Annotated in this window: 16 protein-coding genes; 13 read left to right on the top strand and 3 right to left on the bottom strand. The window is 72.7% G+C overall.

Features of this window, described 5'->3' with window-relative positions; translation table 11 throughout:
- Positions 1 to 15 precede the first annotated feature (15 nt).
- The 3 genes from LR269_RS14230 to LR269_RS14220 are packed head-to-tail and all read left to right on the top strand — an operon-like array spanning position 16 to position 2,602.
- Entirely contained in the window at positions 16 to 465 is a 450-nt protein-coding gene (locus LR269_RS14230; RefSeq protein WP_231431415.1) for a hypothetical protein, read from the top strand.
- The gene (locus LR269_RS14225; protein WP_231431414.1) at positions 462 to 1,394 is read left to right on the top strand and encodes a bifunctional riboflavin kinase/FAD synthetase; all 933 of its coding nucleotides are present in this window, start codon (positions 462 to 464) and stop codon (positions 1,392 to 1,394) included. The genes LR269_RS14230 and LR269_RS14225 overlap by 4 nt, the downstream gene beginning before the upstream one ends.
- Positions 1,391 to 2,602: an MFS transporter gene (locus LR269_RS14220; RefSeq protein WP_231431413.1), complete on the top strand. Its 1,212-nt coding sequence runs from the start codon at positions 1,391 to 1,393 to the stop codon at positions 2,600 to 2,602. The genes LR269_RS14225 and LR269_RS14220 overlap by 4 nt, the downstream gene beginning before the upstream one ends.
- A 151-nt stretch (positions 2,603 to 2,753) precedes the next feature.
- On the opposite strand, the gene LR269_RS14215 is transcribed toward LR269_RS14220, so the two are convergent.
- Positions 2,754 to 3,686, bottom strand: coding sequence for an ROK family protein (locus LR269_RS14215; RefSeq protein WP_231431412.1), 933 nt, complete (start codon positions 3,684 to 3,686; stop codon positions 2,754 to 2,756).
- 118 nt (positions 3,687 to 3,804) lie between these two features.
- Between LR269_RS14215 and LR269_RS14210 the strand changes: the two genes are divergently transcribed.
- From LR269_RS14210 to LR269_RS14185, 6 genes are all read left to right on the top strand, one after another.
- Positions 3,805 to 4,749, top strand: coding sequence for a sugar-binding transcriptional regulator (locus LR269_RS14210; protein WP_231431411.1), 945 nt, complete (start codon positions 3,805 to 3,807; stop codon positions 4,747 to 4,749).
- Between the two features lie 36 nt (positions 4,750 to 4,785).
- A complete protein-coding gene (gene deoC / locus LR269_RS14205; protein ID WP_231431410.1) occupies positions 4,786 to 5,808 on the top strand; it encodes a deoxyribose-phosphate aldolase in 1,023 nt (340 codons plus the stop codon).
- Positions 5,809 to 5,819: 11 nt separating this feature from the next.
- Complete coding sequence (locus LR269_RS14200; RefSeq protein WP_231431409.1) at positions 5,820 to 7,406, top strand: aldehyde dehydrogenase family protein; 1,587 nt, start codon at positions 5,820 to 5,822, stop codon at positions 7,404 to 7,406.
- Positions 7,403 to 8,263, top strand: coding sequence for an aldehyde dehydrogenase family protein (locus tag LR269_RS14195; protein ID WP_231431408.1), 861 nt, complete (start codon positions 7,403 to 7,405; stop codon positions 8,261 to 8,263). The genes LR269_RS14200 and LR269_RS14195 overlap by 4 nt, the downstream gene beginning before the upstream one ends.
- Positions 8,264 to 8,273: 10 nt before the next feature.
- Positions 8,274 to 8,525, top strand: a complete 252-nt coding sequence (locus tag LR269_RS14190) for a hypothetical protein (RefSeq protein ID WP_231431407.1) — start codon at positions 8,274 to 8,276, stop codon at positions 8,523 to 8,525.
- A 258-nt stretch (positions 8,526 to 8,783) separates the two neighbouring features.
- On the top strand, positions 8,784 to 9,764 hold the full coding sequence (locus LR269_RS14185; RefSeq protein WP_231431406.1) for a glycerophosphodiester phosphodiesterase family protein: 981 nt from the start codon (positions 8,784 to 8,786) through the stop codon (positions 9,762 to 9,764).
- Between the two features lie 67 nt (positions 9,765 to 9,831).
- Here the strand turns inward: LR269_RS14185 and LR269_RS14180 are convergent, their stop codons facing one another.
- Positions 9,832 to 10,107, bottom strand: a complete 276-nt coding sequence (locus tag LR269_RS14180) for a metal-sensitive transcriptional regulator (RefSeq protein ID WP_275506703.1) — start codon at positions 10,105 to 10,107, stop codon at positions 9,832 to 9,834.
- Positions 10,108 to 10,161: 54 nt separating this feature from the next.
- Between LR269_RS14180 and LR269_RS14175 the strand changes: the two genes are divergently transcribed.
- Both LR269_RS14175 and LR269_RS14170 read left to right on the top strand, forming a co-directional pair.
- Positions 10,162 to 12,570: a cation-translocating P-type ATPase gene (locus LR269_RS14175; protein ID WP_231431405.1), complete on the top strand. Its 2,409-nt coding sequence runs from the start codon at positions 10,162 to 10,164 to the stop codon at positions 12,568 to 12,570.
- A gap of 110 nt (positions 12,571 to 12,680) precedes the next feature.
- Entirely contained in the window at positions 12,681 to 14,594 is a 1,914-nt protein-coding gene (locus LR269_RS14170; protein ID WP_231431404.1) for a DUF2207 domain-containing protein, read from the top strand.
- A 16-nt stretch (positions 14,595 to 14,610) separates the two neighbouring features.
- On the opposite strand, the gene LR269_RS14165 is transcribed toward LR269_RS14170, so the two are convergent.
- Positions 14,611 to 14,823 (bottom strand): hypothetical protein, encoded by a 213-nt coding sequence (locus LR269_RS14165; protein ID WP_231431403.1) that lies wholly within the window; start codon positions 14,821 to 14,823, stop codon positions 14,611 to 14,613.
- 58 nt (positions 14,824 to 14,881) lie between these two features.
- On the opposite strand from LR269_RS14165, the gene LR269_RS14160 reads away from it, so the two are divergent.
- Together LR269_RS14160 and LR269_RS14155 are read left to right on the top strand one after the other, a co-directional pair.
- Positions 14,882 to 15,613 (top strand): ZIP family metal transporter, encoded by a 732-nt coding sequence (locus tag LR269_RS14160; RefSeq protein ID WP_231431402.1) that lies wholly within the window; start codon positions 14,882 to 14,884, stop codon positions 15,611 to 15,613.
- Between the two features lie 217 nt (positions 15,614 to 15,830).
- Entirely contained in the window at positions 15,831 to 17,957 is a 2,127-nt protein-coding gene (locus LR269_RS14155; protein WP_231431401.1) for a DEAD/DEAH box helicase, read from the top strand.
- The last annotated feature ends 27 nt before the right edge of the window (positions 17,958 to 17,984 follow it).

Raw genomic sequence — 17,984 nt, 5'->3', positions numbered from 1 at the left:
AGAGAATCGAACGTCATGGAACGACTGCAGAGCGCCCCCGCCCCGACCGGACCGGCCGGCACCCGCACCCGCATGAGCGGCGTCGGTCGCGTGCTCGTCGCCGTCTACGGGGTGCTCGCCCTCGCGGCGCTCGGCCGGTCGTTCGTGCAGATCGTGTCCAAGTTCGACGAGGCCCCGCTCGCGTACGCGCTCTCGGCGCTCGCGGCGGCCGTCTACGTGGTCGCGACCATCGCGCTCGTGCGGCCGGGGCGGGCCTGGTACCGCGTCGCCTGGGTGACGCTCACCTTCGAGCTCACCGGCGTGCTCGTCGTCGGCGCGCTGAGCATCATCGATCCGGCCCTCTTCCCGCACGACACCGTGTGGTCGTGGTTCGGGCGCGGGTACCTGTTCATCCCGCTCGTGCTGCCCGTGCTCGGCATGTGGTGGCTCGCGAAGCACCGGCCGGTCGAGGCGGGCGCCGCGTGAAGACCTTCAAGGGACTCGATGCGGTGCCGCACGGCTTCGGGCCGACGGCGGTCACGATCGGCAAGTTCGACGGCGTGCACCGCGGCCACCGCGAGATCATCGCGCGGCTGCGCACGATCGCCGAAGCGCAGGACCTGGCGACGGCGGTCGTCACCTTCGACCGCAACCCGCTCGCGCTCCTCGCGCCCGACAAGTGCCCCGAGTCGCTCGTGAGCAACCGGCAGAAGCTCGAGCTGCTCGCGACGACGGGCCTCGACGCCACCGTGCTGCTGCCGTTCGATCGTGCGCTGGCGTCGGTGCCGGCGACGGAGTTCGTCGAGCGGGTGCTCGTCGACACCCTGCACGCGAAGGCCGTGCTGGTCGGCCGCGACTTCCGCTACGGCGCCCGCGGCGCGGGCGACGTGGCGCTCCTCGCCGACCTCGGCGCGACGTTCGGGTTCACGGTCGAGGTCGTCGACGACGTCGCCCCCGACGGAGAACGTCGCGTCTCGTCGAGCTGGGTGCGCGAGCTCCTCGCCGAGGGCGACGTGCGCCGCGCGACCGAGCTCCTCGGCCACACGCCGACCGTCTCAGGCATCGTCGTGCACGGCGCCGCCCGCGGGCGCGAGCTCGGGTTCCCGACCGCGAACCTGACGCCCGAGTCGGAGGGGCTCATCCCGGCCGACGGCGTATACGCGGGCTGGCTCACCGACTCCGGCACGCGCTATCCGGCGGCGATCTCGGTCGGTGACAACCCGACCTTCGAGGGCGTGCCGAAGAAGCAGGTCGAGGCGTACGTGCTCGACCGCGAGCTCGACCTCTACGACCACGTCGTCGACGTCGAGTTCGTCGAGCGGATCCGTGGGATGGTCGCGTTCACGACCATCCCGGCGCTGATCGACACCATCCGCGACGACGTCGAGCGCACGCGCGGCATCCTCGGCCTGTGACCGGTGCCGCACGGCCGCTCTGGGCGGGACGCGCCCTCGCCCTGATCGGCATCGCGCTCGTCGCGTTCAACCTGCGCACCGGCGTCGCGTCGCTCTCGCCGATCATCGTACGGGTCGAGCACGAGATCGCGTTGGCGCCCGTCGTCGTGGGCCTGCTCGGCATGCTGCCGCCGCTCTGCTTCGCCGTGTTCGGCATCGCGACGCCCCCGCTCGCGAAGCGCTTCGGGCTCGAGCCGCTGCTCGTCGGCGCGCTCATCGCCCTCACGGCGGGTCTCGCCTGGCGCGGTCTCGCCGACTCGGCGCTCGCCCTCGTCGCGGCCGGAGCCGTGATCTTCGCCACGACCGGAATCGGCAACGTGCTGCTTCCGCCGCTCGTGAAGCGGTACTTCCCTGATCGCATCGGACTCGTGACGACGATCTACGTGACGGCGATGTCGATCAGCACGTTCGTTCCGCCCCTCGTCGCGGTGCCGGTCGCGGATGCGGCGGGCTGGCGCGTCTCGATCGGCGCCTGGGCCCTCGTGGCGGTCGTCTCGGTCGTGCCCTGGATCGCGCTGCTCGTGCACCCGAAGCGGGACGCCCGCGACGCGCTCCCGGAGGAGCCGGCCGCGGGCGGTCTCGGGCGCGTCGTGCGTTCCCCCGTCGCGTGGGCGCTCGCCGTCATCTTCATCGTGAGCTCGTTCAACGCCTACTCGGCATTCGCCTGGCTGCCCCGGGTGCTCGTCGACATCGCGGGTGTGACGCCGGCGCAGGCCGGCGCCCTGCTGTCGCTGTACGCGGCGATGGGGCTGCCGGCGGGCATCGTCGTGCCGATCGTCGCGGCCCGGTACGGCCGGGTCCGCCTGCTCGTCGCGGTGTCGATGGCGGCCTTCGTGCTCGGCTACCTCGGGCTGCTGCTCGCGCCCGAGACGGCCACCTGGCTCTGGGTGGCGCTCGCGGGGATCGGTCCGCTGATGTTCCCGCTCGCACTCGTGCTCATCAACCTGCGTTCGCGCACCCACGCCGGCGCGGTCGCGCTGTCGGGCTTCGTGCAGTCGATCGGGTATCTCGTGGCCGCCGCGGGGCCGCTGCTGGTCGGCTTCGTGCACGCGACGACGGGCGACTGGACGGTGCCGATCATCCTGCTGCTCCTGTCGATCGTGCCCGGTGCGATCGCGGGCGTCGTCGCCGCGAAGCCGCGCTACGTCGAGGACACCGGCCCGCGCTGACCGCCCGCACGGCGGCCGAGCGGCGCCGGCGGTCGGGAACCCCCCTCACGCTCCTGCGGTGCCACGCGCCGACGGCAGCTGAACCCGTGCCCGGGAGACGGCGTCCGGGGGCGCGTCGGACATGCTCGACGCGCCGCGAACCGGTGCGGCGTCAGACGACGAGGTCGGGACGGTGCACGAGCGCGGCCGCGCCGATGAGCGGGCCCTCGTCGGAGAGGCCCGAGGGCACGATGTCGACCCTGGTCGCGAAGCTGAACGCGGTGCGCTCGGCGACGGCGGCGCGGGCATGGTCGAACAGCACGGGGGACACCCGGGAGAAGCCGCCGCCGATCGCGACGAGATCGAGGTCGAGCAGGTTCGTCGCCGAGGCGATCGCCTGGCCGATCGCTCGGCCCGAGCGTTCGACGGCGGCGATGGCGACCGCATCGCCAGCCGCGTGGGCGCGGGCGAGATCTTCGCCCGTGGTGCCCTGGAAGCCCTGCGAGCGCGCCCAGGACACGGTTCGCGGACCGGATGCGACGGCCTCGAGGCAGCCGCGGCCGCCGCACGCGCACCGGTCGTCGAAGCCGCCGACCTCGATGTGGCCGATGTGGCCGCCGTTGCCGGTCGGGCTCGCGACGGCGCGACCGCCGATCACGATGCCGCCGCCGACTCCGGTCGAGACGACCATTCCGAGCAGGTTCTCGGCCTGCTGGCCCGCGCCGACCCAGTGCTCGGCGAGGGCGATGCACAGCCCGTCGATGCGGAGGGTGACGGGAACGCCCGGCACCGCCTCGACGAGCAGGTCGCGCAGCGGGTGCCCGCGCCAGGCCGGCACGTTCAGCGGCGACACGCGACCGGTCGCCACATCGATGGGCCCGGCCGACCCTGCGCCGACGCCGACGAGCCCGGCATCGCCCGGCAGGGAGGCGAGGGCGTCCGCCACGACCGCGCGCACGGCGTCGTCGAGTTCGGCCGCTGCGGCGGTCGGGCCGGTGGGGCGGCGGTGGCGGGAGCCGGGCAGGAGGCGGCCGGTCTCGTCGACGAGGGCGGCTTCGACCTTGGTGCCGCCGAAGTCCACGGCGAGCGCGAGGGGCGTGGGCATTGCACCAGCATAGGCGCGCAGCATCCGTGCCCGGAATGCTCATATGAGCAGGAAGGCCCGCGAGTGTTGCCGCTGAGCACCGCGCTGCCTACGCTGGGAGGGAGGCGGACGGAGGCGCATGGACGAGATCGACGAACTCCTCTCGATCAGGGCGGCCGAGCTCTACTACGAGGAGAACAAGACGCAGGACGAGATCGGGCAGGCACTGAACCTCACCCGGTGGAAGGTCGGTCGACTTCTCGCGCAGGCGAAGCACCGGGGGTTCATCCGCATCGAGATCGTGCACCCGCGCGCGAGGCGTCTCCCGATCGAGCGACGCCTGCGCGACGAGCGCGGCCTCGACGACGCGATCGTCGTGTCGTCAGCCGGCGTCGCATCGATCGAAGAACTGCAGGCCCGCACGGCCCAGGCGGCCGCCGACTACCTCACCGCGCTCCGGCCCGTTCCGCGCACCCTCGGCGTGAGCTGGGGGCGCACCCTGTTCGAGATCTCGCAGCACCTGCGCAACGGCTGGGCCACCGGCGTGAACGTCGTGCAGATCAACGGCGGTGTGAGCCTCAACCGTCGCGCGGGCACCGCCGCGGCGACGGCGGTCTCGATCGCGCAGAAGGGCGGCGGCCAGGCGACGCTCCTGCCGAGCCCCGCGATCCTCGAGCGGCTCGAGACGAAAGAGGCGATCGAGTCCGACCGCGTCGTCGCCGGAGTGATCGAGCTCGCCAGGTCGGCCGACGCGTACCTCTTCAGCGCCGGCGCGGCCGACCACAACTCCGTGCACGTCGAGAGCGGCTACCTGTCGCCGACCGACGTCGACCTGCTCGTCGCCAAGGGTGCGGTGGGCGACGTCGTGGGGCGCTACATCGACTCCGACGGCAACATCGTCGACCCGGCGCTCGACGCGCGCACGGTCGGGCTCACGCTCGACGAACTCCGCGCCGCACGGCTCGCGATCGCGGTGGTGGCAGGCCCGGCCAAGCACGCCGTGGCCGACGCCGTCGTGCGCAGCGGCCTCTGCTCGGTGCTCGTCACCGACGAGGCGACCGCACTCCATCTCCTCGACGGCTGACGCCGTCCACCCATGAACGAAAGCCAGGTCACCCCCATGTCAGCTCCGGTCAACCCCGGCACCGCGCTCGTCACCGCGCGCGAGCGAGCGCTCGCCGTGCTCGGCGGCGAGCCCGACGACCAGACCCTGGGCCGCTACCTCCACGGCATCCCCGGGGTCGACGCGGTCGGGCTCGAGCAGCGCGCCGCCGCCCTCGGCACCCGGTCGATCAAGACGACCTCGAAGCGCTGGGCGCTCGACAAGATCATCTCGCTCATCGACCTCACGACGCTCGAGGGCGCCGACACCCCGGGCAAGGTGCGCTCGCTCGTCGCGAAGGCGATGAACCCCGACCCGGCCGACCCCACGGTGCCGCGCGTCGCCGCGGTGTGCGTGTACGGCGACATGGTGCCGTTCGCGATCGAGGCCCTCGGCGCCGCGCACGGCGACCCCGACGACGGGCTCATCTCGGTCGCCGCGGTCGCGACCGCCTTCCCGTCGGGCCGCTCGTCGCTCGAGATCAAGCTCGCCGACACCGCCGAGGCGGTCGCCGCGGGCGCCGACGAGATCGACATGGTGATCGACCGCGGCGCCTTCCTCGCCGGCCGATACGGCGAGGTCTTCGACCAGATCGCGGCCGTGAAGGAGGCCTGCCGTCGCCCCGACGGCACGAGCGCGAGCCTCAAGGTGATCCTCGAGACGGGTGAGCTCGTGACGTACGACAACGTGCGTCGCGCGTCGTGGCTCGCGATCCTCGCGGGCGGCGACTTCATCAAGACCTCGACCGGCAAGGTGGCCCCGGCGGCGACGCTGCCGGTGACGCTGCTCATGCTCGAGGTCGTGCGCGACTGGCACCGCCTCACCGGCCACCGCGTCGGCGTGAAGCCGGCGGGCGGCATCCGCTCCTCGAAGGACGCGATCAAGTACCTCGTCACGGTCGCCGAGACCGTCGGCGAGGAGTGGCTCGTGCCGCACCTGTTCCGCTTCGGCGCCTCGAGCCTCCTCAACGACGTGCTGCTGCAGCGGCAGAAGATGACCTCCGGGCACTACTCGGGCGCCGACTACGTGACGATCGACTGACTGGACTGAACATGAGCTTCCTCGACTACGCGCCGGCCCCCGAGTCGCGCGCGATCCTGTCCCTCCGCGACAGCTACGGCCTCTTCATCGACGGCGAGTTCGTCGACGGCCGCGGTACTCCCTTCCAGACCATCTCGCCCTCGAGCGAAGAACGCATCGCCATGATCGCGAACGCGAACGAGGCCGACATCGACGACGCGGTCGCCGCGGCCCGTCGCGCCTACGACCGGGTCTGGTCGAAGATGAGCGGCCGTGACCGCGGCAAGTACCTCTTCCGCATCGCGCGCCTCGTTCAGGAGCGAGCCCGCGAGCTGGCCGTCGCCGAGTCGCTCGACAACGGCAAGCCCATCAAGGAGTCGCGCGACGTCGACGTGCCGCTCGTCGCCGCCTGGTTCTTCTACTACGCGGGCTGGGCCGACAAGCTCGACCACGCCGGTCTCGGCGCCGATCCGCGTTCGCTGGGCGTCGCCGCGCAGGTGATCCCGTGGAACTTCCCGCTGCTCATGCTCGCGTGGAAGATCGCGCCGGCGCTCGCCGCCGGCAACACGGTCGTGCTGAAGCCGGCCGAGACGACGCCGCTCACGGCGCTCATCTTCGCGGAGATCCTGCAGCAGGCCGACCTGCCCGCGGGCGTCGTGAACATCGTCACGGGCGCGGGCGACACGGGCGCGGCCCTCGTCGCCCACGAGGGCGTCGACAAGGTCGCCTTCACGGGGTCGACCGCAGTCGGCCGCGCCATCGCGAAGCAGATCGCCGGCACCGACAAGCGCGCGACCCTCGAGCTCGGCGGCAAGGCCGCGAACATCGTCTTCGACGACGCGCCGATCGACCAGGCGATCGAGGGCATCGTCAACGGCATCTTCTTCAACCAGGGCCACGTCTGCTGCGCCGGCAGCCGCCTGCTCGTGCAGGAGAACATCCACGACGAGGTCGTGGAGCGGCTGAAGACCCGCCTCTCGACGCTGCGCCTCGGCGACCCGCTCGACAAGAACACCGACATCGGCGCCATCAACTCGCGCGAGCAGCTCGACCGCATCCGCGCGCTGAGCGACGCGGGCGTCGAGGAGGGCGCCGAGCGCTGGAGCGTTCCGTGCGAGATCCCCGAGAACGGGTTCTGGTACGCGCCGACCATCTTCACGAACGTGCAGACCTCGAGCCGCATCGCGCGAGAGGAGATCTTCGGTCCGGTGCTCTCGGTGCTGACCTTCCGCACGCCGCAGGAGGCGATCGCGAAGGCCAACAACACGCCGTACGGCCTGTCGGCGGGCATCTGGACCGACAAGGGCAGTCGCATCCTCGCGGTCGCCGACCAGTTGCGCGCGGGCGTGATCTGGGCGAACACGTTCAACCGCTTCGACCCGAGCTCGCCCTTCGGCGGCTACAAGGAGTCGGGCTACGGTCGCGAGGGCGGCCGGCACGGCCTCGCCGCCTACCTGTCGCCCGCCCCGATCGGCCGTTCGGCCGCGCAGGTCACTGCCGGCCGGTCGGGCGCGCAGCGCCGCATCGAGGGCGCGGATGCCTCGGCCGAGGCATCCGCGTCGAAGCCGAAGCCGCGCGCTCGACGAGCGGGCGCCGCGAAGAAGGGAGCCGCGAAGTGAGCCGCCTCGCCGTGCCGAAGACGTACAAGCTCTACATCGGCGGCGCGTTCCCGCGCAGCGAGTCGGGGCGCACCTACGAGGTGGTCGCGGCCGACGGCCGCTTCCTCGCGAATGCCGCGAAGGCGTCGCGGAAGGACGCGCGCGACGCGGTCGTCGCCGCACGCGGCGCCGTCGCCGGCTGGGCCGGCGCGACCGCGTACAACCGCGGCCAGGTGCTGTACCGCATCGCCGAGGTGCTCGAGGGCCGTCGCGCCCAGTTCGCCGCCGAGATCGAGGAGGTCGAGGGCGTCTCCCGCGCCGTCGCCGCCGCGCAGGTCGACGAGGCGATCGACCGCTGGGTCTGGTACGCCGGCTGGGCCGACAAGTTCGCCCAGGTCGCGGGCAACGCGAACCCGGTCGCGGGCCCGTACTTCAACATCTCGGTGCCCGAGCCGAGCGGTGTCATCGCGGTCATCGCACCGCAGGACTCGTCGCTCGTCGGCTTCGTCTCGGCGCTCGCGCCGGCGCTGGTGGCGGGAAACTCCGTCGTGATCGTGGCGAGCGAGCGCTTCCCGCTGTCGTCGATCAGCCTCGCCGAGGTGCTCGCCACGAGCGACGTGCCGAAGGGCGTCGTGAACGTGCTCACCGGCTCGCCCGCCGAGATCGCGCCGTGGCTCGCGAGCCACGCCGACGTCAACGCGATCGACCTCGTCGGCGCGGGCGGGCTCGACTGGGTCTCGCTCGAGATCGACGCGGCCGACACGCTCAAGCGCGTGCTGCGTCCCGAGAACGGGCCGGATGCCGCGGCTCCCGCTCTCGGCCGCATCACGGCATTCACCGAGACGAAGACCGTCTGGCACACGAAGAGCCTGCGCTAGGCGGCGCGCGATGTCGGGCCGGCGAGGCGCGTCGGACGAGCGGGGTCGCCTCGTCTCCGACCCGTTCGAGTACCGCGTCGCGAAGGACGGCGCGGTCCTCGTGTCGCGCGGCGGCCGCGTCGTCGTGACGGTCGGCGGCTCGACCGCGGCCCGGCTCACGGCCGGGCTCGAGCGAGCCGAGGCCGCCGGCGACGACATCGCGGCGCAGCACCTGCTCGCCCGGGTCACCGGCAACTACCGCCGAGGCAACGAGCGGCGGTGACGGGTGCGCGGCGGTCGCGCTCGGCGGCCGCCGCCGATCTCCCGCGCACGAGCGCGACGATGCAGGCGGCCGTGCCGGCGGAGGGCTGAGTCCGCTCGCCGACCGGCCCGTTGCGCGGTGGTGCGCGTGCGGCCGCGGCATGCGCGCGGCACGAGGCATCCTCGGCCGAATCGCATGGTAACGAAACGATAACGGTGGTGCTAAAGTTTCCTGCACCGGTCGCCCGACGAAGCGTGATCGGTGGAAAGGCCCGAACCCGTGACGCACGCCTCGCGTGCGGTCGCCCCGACGACCGCACGTCGGCGGCCGAGTGCCGCCGCACCCGCGACCCCGACCCGATTCCGATTCATCGCCGCCCTCGCCCACCCGCCCCGACGTACGCTCCGCGCCGTCCTCGCGGCGGTCGCCGTAGCGGTCATGGCGACGGTGCTGTTCATCGCCCAGTCGCCGCCCGTCGTCTACGCGATCGACGTGTTCGGCGCGCTCCGCCAGCCCGGCGAGCCGGCGTTCACCGTCGGGCATCGCGGTGATCGGGCGACCGCGCCCGAGAACACGATGCCCTCGCTCGAGCTCGCGATGGACGAACTCGAATTCGTCGAGACCGATGTGCAGCTCAGCCGAGACGGCGTGCCGGTGCTCTTCCACGACACGACCCTCGAGCGCATCACCGGCGACCGTCGCAGTGTCGGCGATCTCGACCTCGACGAGCTCGAACGGCTCGACGTCGGCGGTTGGTACGCGCCCGAGTACGCCGGCGCGAAGATCCCGACCCTCGATGCGTTCCTCGCGGAGCTCGCCTCGCGCGACCAGGCCCGGGCGCTCGTCGAGCTCAAGGCCGACTGGAGGCCCGACGAGGTGCGGCTCGTGACCGACCTCGTCGAGCGTCACGGCCTGCGCGGCCGGGTCGTGTTCCAGAGCTTCAGCATCGAGACGCTCACCTCGCTCCAGGCCGCAGCGCCAACGCTGCCGCGCATCATGCTCATCCGCGAGCTGCCGGCGAACCCGGTGCCGCTCGCCGAGCACCTCGGGCTCATCGGGTTCGCCACGACCGTCGACTCCGTCACGGCCGTGCCGGGGGCGCTCGAGCGTGCGCACGAGGCCGGGATCGCCGTGCTCTGCTACACGCTCAACAAGCTCGAGCACTGGGAGGCGGTGAATGCGCTCGGGGTGGACGGCATCATCACCGATGAGCCGAGCGAGCTCGACGCCTGGCTCGCGGAGACGGCGCCCGGCACCTGAGGTCGAGTCGGGCCGGTGGCGCTCGGCGGCAGCGCTCGCACCCGCGGCGGGATCGCGGTGCGAGCGTTCAGCCGCGGTTGGAGAGCTCGAAGATGCGCACGAGCTCGGCGACCGCCGCCTCGCGCTCGTCGCCGCCCGCCTCGTACTGGTGGGTGACGTGCGTGCGCAGGTGGTTCTCGACCAGCAGCTTGTTGAGCGACCCGAGCGACTTCTGCACGGCGAGCGACAGGGTGATGATGTCGACGCAGTAGTCGTCGTTCTCGATCATCTTCTCGATGCCGCGCAGCTGGCCCTCGATGATCTTCGTGCGGTGCAGGGCGCGCTTCTTGATGTCCTCGATCACCATCTCAGGATAGCGCGTTTGCACCCGATACCCCTAGGGGGTATATTCGAGCCCATGACCACGCTCGACGACTCCCAGGTGCGCACGATCGACCTCGACATCGAGGGCATGACCTGTGCGAGCTGCGTGGGGCGCGTCGAGAAGCGCCTCGGCCGGCTCGACGGCGTCGAGGCCGCCGTCAACCTCGCGACCGAGCGGGCACGCGTGCGATTCCCGTCGACGACCTCGATCGACGCGCTCGTCGACGCGGTTCGACAGGCGGGCTATACGGCGACCCCGGTCGAGCGCGATGCGGGGCGGGATGCCGCGGCGCCGGCGCGGACGGGGGAGTCGCCGATCGCGGCCGAAGGGCCCCGCACGTCCACCGCGACGCGCTCGCCCCGAACGGCGGAGGCGCCGGCGCTCGGCGCCGGCGCCGAGACATCCATCGCGGACGACCCGCTGCGCACCCGGCTGATCGTCTCTGCGGTGCTCACGGTGCCGGTCGTCGTGATCGCGATGATCCCGGCGCTGCAGTTCACCTACTGGCAGTGGCTGTCGCTCGCGCTCGCCGCACCGGTCGTCGTGTGGGGCGGCTGGCCGTTCCACCGCGCCGCCTGGGTGAACCTGCGGCACGGCTCGCTCACGATGGACACCCTGGTCTCGCTCGGCACGCTCACGGCGTTCGCCTGGTCGCTGTGGGCGCTCTTCCTCGGGCACGCCGGCATGCCCGGCATGACGCACGAGTGGACCTTCGGCGTGCGGGGCACGCCCGGCGGCGACGTGTACCTCGAGGTCGCGGCGGGCGTCATCACGATCATCCTGCTCGGGCGGTACATCGAGGCGCGCTCGAAGCGCCGCGCCGGCCGCGCGCTGCGCACCCTGCTCGAACTCGCCCCGCGCGAGGTGACCGTGCTGCGCGGTGCGGCCGGCGCGACGGTCGAGACCCGCGTGCCGATCGCCGACCTCCACCCCGGCGACCGCTTCGTCGTGCGCCCGGGCGAGCGCATCGCCGCCGACGGCACCGTCGTCGACGGCGAGGCGAGTGTCGACGAGTCGATGCTCACGGGGGAGCCCGCGCCGGTCGACGCCGCGCCCGGCAGCGAGGTCACGGCGGCGACCATCGTGCACGGCGGCAGCCTCGTCGTCGAGGCGTCGCGGGTCGGCGCCGACACCCGGCTCGCCCAGATCGCCCGCCTCGTCGAAGACGCGCAGCTCGGCAAGTCGCGCGCGCAACGGCTCGCCGACCGCATCTCCGCCGTGTTCGTGCCGATCGTGATCGCGATCGCCCTCGGCACCGCGATCGCGTGGATCGCGACCGGCAGCCCGGTCGAACAGGCGATCACCGCCGCCGTCGCCGTGCTCGTCATCGCGTGCCCGTGCGCGCTCGGACTCGCGACGCCCATGGCGATCCTCGTCGGAACGGGACGCGGGGCGGAGCGCGGCATCCTCATCACGGGGCCTGAGACCCTCGACCGCATCGCCGGCATCGACACGATCCTGCTCGACAAGACCGGCACGCTCACGACCGGGCGCATGCGGCTCGGCGAGGTCGTGACGGCCGGGTCCGTCGTCGTCGCCGCCGGCGGAGGCGGGTCGGCCCGCATCACGGGCGACGGTGAGCGAGCGGCGGATGCTGCGACCGACGCGACGACGGCGCTCGCCGTCGCCGCCGCGCTCGAGCAGCGGTCCGAGCACCCGATCGCGCGCGCCGTCGTCGCCGGCGCCGCCGAGCGCGGCGTCTCCGTGCCCGCCGTGCGCGACTTCCGCGCCCACGCGGGCCTCGGAGTGACCGGCGTCGTCGACGGGCGGAGTGCCGCGGTCGGTCGACCGGCGTTCCTCGAGGAGTCGGGGCTGCGCCTGCCGACGGAGCTCGCGCGCCGCATCGCCGACTCCGACGCGACGGCCGTCGCCGTCGGCTGGGAGGGCGAGGTGCGCGCCGTGCTCGAGGTCGGCGACGCCACCCGACCAGGCGCCCGCGCCGCGATCGACCGGCTGCGGGGCCAGGGGCTGACCCCGGTGCTCCTCACGGGCGACGCGGAACGACCCGCCCGTCGCATCGCCGCAGAGCTCGGGATCGACGAGGTGCACGCCGGCGCGAGCCCCGAGGACAAGCTCGCGGTCGTCACCGGCCTGCAGTCCGGCGGCCACAAGACGGCAATGGTCGGCGACGGCGTGAACGACGCCGCAGCGCTCGCCGCGGCCGACCTCGGCATCGCGATGGGCGGCGGCACCGACGCGGCGGCGAGCGCGAGCGACCTCGCGCTCACCCGCGACGAGCCGGGAGCCATCCCCGACGCGATCTCACTCGCGCGCGCGACGCTGGGAACGATCCGCGGCAACCTGTTCTGGGCGTTCGCCTACAACGTCGCGGCGATCCCGCTCGCCGCCGCCGGGTTCCTCAACCCGATGATCGCGGGCGCCGCGATGGCGTTCTCGAGCGTGTTCGTCGTGCTCAACAGCCTGCGGCTGCGCCGCGCCTGAGCTCCGAGCCCGGGCCGACGTCCGAGCACGCGCCCGACGGCGACGAGGCGGCGGACTCCCGCGCGTTCTGGGGATCACCCCGCACGATGCGGGCCGCTAGCGTGGGAGGCATGCCGCTTCGTCGTCCGCTCCGCCGGGCCCTCACCGCCGTGGTCGCCGCGATGGTCGTGACCGGGCCGTTGCTCGTCGGCGTCGGGGCCGGCCATGCGGATGCGGCGCCGTCGGCGTCGTCGGCGTCGAAGGCCTCGTCCTCCGCCGCCGGCCAGGGCGGAGCGCCGGCGCCCGTCTCGGCGATCGGTCCTCGCGCAGGCGTCGACGACTTCACGTTCTCGTCGTTCGACGCCGTGTACGAGCTCTCGCTCGACGCCGAGGGGCGCTCGATGCTCGGGACCACCGAGACCCTCGTCGCCGAGTTCCCCGAGTTCGACCAGAACCGGGGCATCCGCCGCGCCATCCCGCTCGACTACGACGGCCACCCGACCGACCTCGTCATCGAATCGGTCACCGACGGCACCGGTACCCCGCGCGCGTTCGAGACGGAGACCGACGAGGACGGCGAGTTTCTGCTCGTCACGATCCGGGCCGACGACTTCGTGCACGGCCGGCAGACGTACGTCATCGACTACCGCCAGCGCAACGTCACCCACGTGCCCGATGACGCCGCGATCGACGAGTTCTACTGGGACGTCAACGGCACCGGGTGGGCGCAGCCGTTCGGCGTCGTGCGCGCCGAACTCCGGTTCGGGGGAGCGCTCGCCGACGGCTTCACCGGCGCGGTGGCCTGCTACCGCGGCTGGAGCGGTTCGAGCACCCCGTGCGACGGCATCACCACCGACGAGGGCGCCGACGGTGAGACGGTCGTCGTCGCGCAGGCGGCGTCGATCGGACCCTACGAGAACCTCACGATCGCGGCGGGCTTCCGCGCGGGCACCGTCGTGCCGCGCGACGACGCCTTCTGGTCGTCGCCCGCCGCGGTCGGCGGCGGCATCGCGGCCCTCGTCGCCGTCGGCGCCGCACTCGCAGCCCTCATCGCCCGGCTCACCCGGTGGCGCGACCATCCCGGCCGCGGCACGATCGTGGCGCAGTACGAACCGCCCGAGGGCGTGTCCGCATTCGTCTCCGCAGATCTCGTTGGACAGCCCGGCAAGGGGGTGACCTCGACCATCCTCGAGCGCGCCGTGGCCGGCGAGGTGCGCATCGTCGAAACGGGTCGGCGCCGTTACGCCGTCGAGTACGTCGGCGGCACCACGCCGGCCGACGAGCACGCGAGCGCCGTCACGCGGTCGCTGTTCGGCTCTCCGCCCGCGCGCGGCGCCGTGCGCGACCTGAAGTCGCGCGACACCGCGCTCGGGCGACGCCTGCTCGCGATCCGGCAGCGGGTGACGAAGGGCGTCGTCGCCGCCGGTCTCCGGCGCCGCCCCGACCGCGGCCTGCGCGTGCTGCTCGGGCTCATCGCCGTCGTCGCGGCCGCGTTGAGCGTCGTCCTGGGCATCGTCGCCCTCGAGGGCGTCATGGGCGGCGCATGGCCTGCGATCTGCTTCGTCGTGGCGCTCGCCGCCTCGCTCATGACGCTCGGCCTGGTCATCGACGTACGCCCGCTCACCGAGCACGGGCGCGAGCTTCGCGACCACCTCGAGGGCCTCCGGCTCTACATCCGGCTCGCCGAGGCCGACCGACTGCGCGTGCTGCAGAGCCCGAGCGGTGCCCTGCGGGTCGACGCGACCGATCAGCGCGCCGTGCTGAAGCTGAACGAACGCCTGCTGCCGTACGCCGTGCTGTTCGGCCTCGAGCGCGACTGGAGCCGCGAACTCGCCGTGCTCTACGAGCGCGAGGGCAGCGCTCCCGAGTGGTACTCGGGCCGCGACGGCTTCAACGCGGCGTGGTTCGCGGCAGGCGTCTCGTCGTTCTCATCGGCGTCGAGCAGTTCGTGGTCGGGCTCGAGCTCGAGTTCGTCGTCGAGCGGCTCGGGCGGCGGCGGCTCCTCCGGCGGTGGCGGTGGCGGCGGCGGGGGCGGCGGCGTCTGAACCCCGCTCGCCTCGATCACTCGTCGTCGGCCGCGGGCACCCGCTCGTCGCGCAGGTCGACGCGGCGCTCGGCGTCGACGCCCGGCAGTTCATCGTCGAGCGCGTCGTCGAGCGAGCGTTCGTCGTCGTCGTGCGCCTCGTCGGCCTCATCGAACTCGGTGTCCTGCGACACCGTGAAGTCGTCGTCCTCGGGCGCGAACTCCGCGCCCGCCCCCGCGAGCTCGTCCATACTCCAAGGGTAGGCGGGTCGGCGCCTCAGGGGTAGCCCTCCGCCATATGCTCGCCCCATGGCCGACTGGATGCTGGCGGGTCTCGCGGGCCTCATCGCGGGCGGCGCACTGCTCGCCGGCGCCGTCATCGCCTGGTTCGTCGACGTGCCGACGCGCATCGTCGCCGGCATCATGGCGTTCGGTTCGGGCGTGCTCGTCTCGGCGCTCGCCTACGATCTCGTACTCGAGGCGCAGGACGAGGGCGGTTTCTGGCCGACGGTCGTCGGCTTCGCGGTCGGCGCCGTGGTGTACGTGCTCGCGAACCGCCTGCTCGACCGGTTCGACCAGCGCAACCCGCGCGGCACCGGGCAGGACCCGGGCACCGGCACCGGTATCGCGATCGGGGCGCTGCTCGACGGCCTCCCCGAGTCGGCGGTGCTCGGGCTCAGCATGGTCGGCGGCGCAGGGGTGAGCGTCCCGGTGTTCGTCGCGGTCGTCATCTCGAACCTGCCCGAAGGACTCAGCTCGACCGCCGAGCTGAAGGCGAACGGCCGTTCGCGCGCCTACGTCTTCCTGCTGTGGACGGGCATCGCCCTCGCGAGCGGGCTCGCCTCGCTCGCCGGCTACACGCTGCTCGACGACGCGTCGGGCGAGCTCACGGCGTTCATCACGGCGATCGCAGCGGGGGCGATCCTCGCGATGATCTGCGACACGATGATCCCCGAGGCGTTCCGCACCGCACACGCCTTCACGGGGCTCCTCGCGACCGCGGGCTTCCTGCTGAGCTACGCCGTGCATGTCGCCGGGTGAAGCCCCGGTTTCCCGTTCTGAGCCCCGGTCCCGCTAGAATGGGCACCGCGCCCGACGAATCCGTTCTTCGGCCGACCGTGCGAGCCCCGCTCGCCGCTGCTCGGTTCGGGATTCGGCGTACCGCGTCGCGCGGCCTCCGAGCCGTGGCAGTCGGCCCGATCACCCATCGGTGCCGCAGGGGGCGTGCCGGGCTCCGGCACGAACGAACGGGAGAACAATGGCCCAGCAGAGGCAGCGGCAGCGCACGCGTTCGCGCGACGACGACGCGCCCATCATCCCGATCCTCGCCCGCAAGGTGCGAGAGGTCGAGCAGAAGGCGCAGAAGGGCAAGCTCGGCCCGACCAACCGGCAGAAGTTCCAGGTGATCGCCCTGCTCATGCGCGAGGAGCGAGCCCGCGTGAAGGCCGACTCCGAGATCACCGACGCCGCCCGCGCCGAACTGCTCAAGCGCCTCGACGGCATCGCGCAAATCCTCGCGAAGACCGCGGCGCGCGACACGAGCCTCATCCAGCTGCTCGAGCCCGACGCCTCGATCTCGACGGTCGCGCAGCGATTCCGCCGCGACTGGCTGCTCGAGTCGGGCGCCGAGCTCAGCCCCGACGAGCTCATCATCACCCGTGAGGCCGAGCCGGTCGTGCCGCAGCTGTCCGAGAACCAGGTCGTGCCGCGCTCCGTGAAGTCCCGCCAGCTCGCGAACCCGTTCCTCGCCCCCGACTTCTCGAAGGCCGTCGCGCCCGTCGTGCCCGTGCGCCGGCTCGCGAACTGGGAGCTGCTCGGCCCCCTCTTCAAGGCGTTCGAGCAGGGCTCCGGCGGCCAGGCCGCCACGATGGAGCTGCCCGAGGCGCCGAAGGTCGACCGGCTCGCACCCCGCGGCCTCGAGCTCATGAAGCACCAGGCGCGCTTCATCGAGAGCGCCCGCAACGGGCACCGCACGTTCCTGCTCGCCGACGAGCCCGGCCTCGGCAAGACAGCCCAGTCCGTGCTCGCGGCATCCGTCTCGAACGCCTACCCGCTGCTCGCGGTCGTGCCCAACGTCGTGAAGATGAACTGGGCTCGCGAGGTCGAGCGCTGGACCCCGCACCGTCGCGCGACCGTCATCCACGGCGACGGCGACACCCTCGACGCCTTCGCCGACGTCGTCGTCGTGAACTACGACGTGCTCGACCGGCACATGGCGTGGCTCTCGACGCTCGGTTTCCGCGGCATGGTCGTCGACGAGGCGCACTTCATCAAGAACCTGCAGTCGCAGCGCTCGCGCAACGTGCTCGCGCTCGCCGACCGCATCCGGCGCGCCACGCCCGGCGGCGACCCGCTGCTGCTCGCGCTCACGGGCACCCCGCTCATCAACGACGTCGACGACTTCCGCGCGATCTGGCAGTTCCTCGGCTGGATCGAAGGCGACAAGCCCTCGCCCGAGCTCCTCGGCAAGCTCGAGGAGACGGGGCTCACCCCCGCCGAACCCGGCTTCTACGCCGAGGCGCGGCGCACCGTCATCGACCTCGGCATCGTGCGACGTCGCAAGGTGGATGTCGCGGCCGACCTTCCGGCCAAGCGCATCGCCGACCTCCCCGTCGAACTCGACGACGAGCTCGGCCGCTCCGTGCGCGCCGCGGAGCGCGAGCTCGGCAACCGCCTCGCCTCGCGCTTCCGTGCGCTCGTCGAGGCGCGCCACCTGCGCATCGGCGACCTCGACGAGGACACCCGCGACCAGTTCATCCGGGCGGTCGCGAGCGCCGAGCTCGAGGAGTCGAAGTCGGCGAAGTCCGGCGAGAACGTCTTCACGATGGTGCGGCGCATCGGCCAGGCGAAGGCCGGCCTCGCGGCGGACTACGCGGCGCAGCTCGCCCGGTCCGTCGGCAAGGTGGTGTTCTTCGCGAAGCACATCGACGTCATGGACCAGGCCGAGGCGGCGTTCGCGTCGCGGGAGCTCCGCACCGTGTCGCTCCGCGGCGACCAGACCGCCCTGCAGCGCCAGGCCGCGATCGACGCGTTCAACAAGGACCCCGAGGTGCACGTCGCCGTCTGCTCGCTCACCGCGGCCGGCGTCGGCGTCAACCTGCAGGCCGCGTCGAACGTCGTGCTCGCCGAGCTCAGCTGGACGGCCGCCGAGCAGACCCAGGCGATCGACCGCGTGCACCGCATCGGCCAGGAGGAGCCCGTGACCGCGTGGCGCATCATCGCCGCACACACGATCGACGCCCGCATCGCCGAGCTGATCGACTCGAAGCAGGGCCTCGCGGCGCGCGCGCTCGACGGCCAGGACGTCGAGCCGGGCTCGGCCGATTCCGTGCAGCTCGACGCTCTCCAGCACCTGCTGCGCCAGGCCCTCGACGGGGCGCTGTAGCGCGGCTGGTCCCGCTCGCGGCCTCAA

Source organism: Agromyces sp. S2-1-8 (assembly GCF_021129215.1).
Classification (GTDB): Bacteria; Actinomycetota; Actinomycetes; order Actinomycetales; family Microbacteriaceae; genus Agromyces; species Agromyces chromiiresistens.
Note: the sequence above shows the minus strand (reverse complement) of the source record. Positions and strands in the feature narration are given on the sequence as shown.